The sequence below is a fragment of the Rhizobacter sp. genome, assembly GCF_031412495.1.
Taxonomy (GTDB): domain Bacteria; phylum Pseudomonadota; class Gammaproteobacteria; order Burkholderiales; family Burkholderiaceae_C; genus Schlegelella_A.
In genome coordinates this window covers 1-2,840 of sequence record NZ_JANODC010000403.1, presented here as the reverse complement: position 1 = coordinate 2,840, position 2,840 = coordinate 1, and the positions used below count along the sequence as shown (strand labels likewise).

The following is a 2,840-nucleotide window of genomic DNA, read 5'->3' as shown; positions in this document are numbered from 1 at the left end:
GGCGACAGCATACTTCCCGGCCATGGCACGCATCCTTTACCTGACCCAGATCGACATCGACCACGGCGCCGTGCGCCTGCTGAAAACCGAATGCGAACGCATCGGCATCCGGCGCCCGCTGGTCGTCACCGACGCCGGTGTGCGCGCCGCAGGCGTGCTGCAGCCGGCGCTCGATGCCCTGCAGGGCCTGCCGTACGCGGTTTTCGAGGGCACGCCGTCGAACCCCACCGAGGCCGCCGTCCGCGACGCCGCGCGCATCTTCGCCGAGCAGGGCTGCGACGGCCTCGTCGCCGTCGGCGGCGGCTCCAGCATCGACCTGGCCAAGGGGGTCGCCATCATGGCCGCCCACCCCGGGCCGCTGGCCACCTACGCGACGATCGAAGGCGGCAGCCCGAAGATCACCGACCGCGCCGCGCCGCTGATCGCGGTGCCGACCACCGCCGGCACCGGCAGCGAAGTGGCGCGCGGCGCGATCGTTATCGTCGACGACGGTCGCAAGCTCGGTTTCCACAGCCCGCACCTGATTCCCAAGGGCGCCCTCTGCGACCCGGAACTGACGCTCGGGCTGCCCCGCTTCCTGACCGCGGCGACCGGCATGGACGCCATCGCCCACTGCATGGAAACCTTCATGTCCGGCGCGATCAACCCGCCGGCCGACGGCATCGCGCTCGACGGCCTCGAGCGGGCCTGGCGGCACATCGAGCGGGCGACACAGGACGGCGCCGATCGCGAGGCCCGCTTCAACTTGATGAGCGCCAGCATGCAGGGCGCGTTGGCGTTCCAGAAGGGTCTCGGCTGCGTTCACAGCCTGAGCCACAGCCTAGGCGGCTTCAACCCGAAACTGCACCACGGCACGCTCAACGCCTTGTTCCTGCCGGCCGTGATCCGCTTCAACGCCAGCGCCCATTCGATGATCCGCGAGCGCCGGCTGGCGCGCATGGCGCGGGCGATGGGCCTTGACGCGAGCAGCAGCGACGACGACTCCGGCGAGGCGGTCGCCGCCGCCGTCCGCGACCTGAGCGCTCGGCTCGGGCTGCCGTCAGGGCTGGCCGAGCTCGGCGTCACGCCGCAGCACTTCGACAAGATCATCGACGGCGCCATGGCCGACCACTGCCACAAGACCAACCCGCGCCTGGCGACGCGCGCCGACTACGTGGCGATGCTCGAGACCTCGATGTGAGGCGCTGAGCCGCCGTCGGGCCAGGCGGCCAGGTATTCGCGCCAGTGCGGCTCGTCGATGCCGGCGAGCGAGTCGCGGACGAGCCCGATCTCGCGTTCGTACTCCGCTTCGGTGAAGCCGCCGCGCATCTTCTGGAAGCGGCAGTACAGCAGGTACGTGTTCATCACGTCCGTTTCGCAGTAGCGCCGGATCTCCTCGGTGCGCCCTTCCAGATAGGCCGGATAGACCTGGCTGCCGTCCATCCCGAGCTTGCCGGGGAAGCCGCACAGGCGCGCCATCGCATCGAGCGGAGCATTGCCGCGCGGCTGGTACATCGACAGCAGGTCCATCAGGTCGAGATGTCAGGTGATAGCGCCCGATGTAGTTGTTCCACTTGAACTCGCGGTCGTCCTCGCCCATGTCCCAGTACTTGCCGGCGACGACGCCGTGACGCAGGCCGCGGTGGTGCAGCACCGGCAGGTCGAAGCCGCCGCCGTTCCAGCTGACGAGCTGCGGCGTGTGCCGCTCGATCATCCTGAAGAAGGACTGGATGACGTTGCACTCCTGGCTCTGACCACCGGACTCGCGGTCGACGAGCGAGTGCACGCGCAGCCCGTCGGGGTTGCGGAACACGCAGCTGATGACGAGCACCCGCTGCAGGTAGAGCGGCATGAAGTCGCTCTTGCCGCGCTCCTTGCGCTCGGCGATCTCGGCGGCGTAGTCGCCGGCATCGTCGAGCCCCGGGTCCGTCTGGCGGACGGCGCGCAGGCCCGCGACGTCGGGGATCGTCTCGATGTCGAACACCAGCACCGGCCAGGACGACCTCGGTGCGGGCGGCGTGTGCGGATCGATGCGCGTGCCTCAGCGCGGCGGCAGCAGGCGGGCCGGATCGACGGGCTTGCCCTGGCGCCGGATCTCGAAGTGCAGCTGCACCGCTTCGGCATCGGTCGATCCCATCTCGGCGATCTTCTGCCCCTTGCGGACGGTCTGGTCGTCCTTGACGAGCAGGCTCTGGTTGTGCGCGTAGGCCGTGAGGTACGTCGTGTTGTGCTTGAGGATCACCAGGTTGCCGTAGCCGCGCAGGCCGGAGCCGGCGTAGACGACCCGGCCGTCGGCGGCAGCGAGGACCGGGTCGCCGGCCTTGCCGCGGAAAACCAGGCCCTTGTTGCGCGCATCGTCGAAAGGCGCCGCCACCGGAGCCGCGGCCGGCCAGCCCCAGGCGACGTCGTCGTCGGCGTCACGCGGTGCACTCGGCGCGGCAGCCACGGGCGGCGGCAGCACGGGAGCCGCCGGCGCCGGCGGTGGCGGTGCGCCAGGAGCCGATGCGGTCAGCGGCGCAGAAGCCGCTGCGGCCGGCCGGGCATCGAGCGGGCGGGTCTCAACACGGGGAGTCGTGACCGGCCGGGCGACCGCGATGGCCGGGTCCGTGCCCGGTGCCACCACGCGCAGGACCTGACCGACCTCGATGAGGTTCGGATTGGTCAGGCCGTTCCAGCGCATCAGGTCCTTCCAGTTCTGGCCGGCGTCCATGGCGATCCGGATCAGCGTGTCGCCGGGCTTGACGGTGTAGAAGCCCGGACGACCGGCGTTCTCCGCCGCAGGGTCCTTGGGTGCTTCGGACAGGACAGGAGCGCTCGCCGCGGCCGCGGGCGGGGCCGCGACCGCGGCGCGGGGGCCGGGC

2 protein-coding genes and 1 pseudogene are annotated in these 2,840 nt (G+C 70.8%); 1 reads left to right on the top strand and 2 read right to left on the bottom strand.

The genetic code is table 11. The features are described from left to right. Positions 1-22 precede the first annotated feature (22 nt). On the top strand, positions 23-1,180 hold the full coding sequence (locus AC30N0_RS14885; RefSeq protein WP_489518686.1) for an iron-containing alcohol dehydrogenase: 1,158 nt from the start codon (positions 23-25) through the stop codon (positions 1,178-1,180). Here AC30N0_RS14885 and AC30N0_RS14880 read toward each other — a convergent pair. Further along, positions 1,150-2,011: pseudogene (locus AC30N0_RS14880) on the bottom strand (ribonuclease H-like domain-containing protein). The gene AC30N0_RS14885 and the pseudogene AC30N0_RS14880 sit on opposite strands and share 31 nt — an antisense overlap. A 9-nt stretch (positions 2,012-2,020) precedes the next feature. After that, positions 2,021-2,840: peptidoglycan DD-metalloendopeptidase family protein (locus AC30N0_RS14875; protein WP_489518685.1), on the bottom strand; the 820-nt coding region annotated here is incomplete at its 5' end.

What these genes read in the sequence shown, in the direction of transcription:
- AC30N0_RS14885 (WP_489518686.1), top strand. Translation starts at nt 23, where the DNA reads ATGGCACGCATCCTTTACCTGACCCAGATCGACATCGACCACGGCGCC.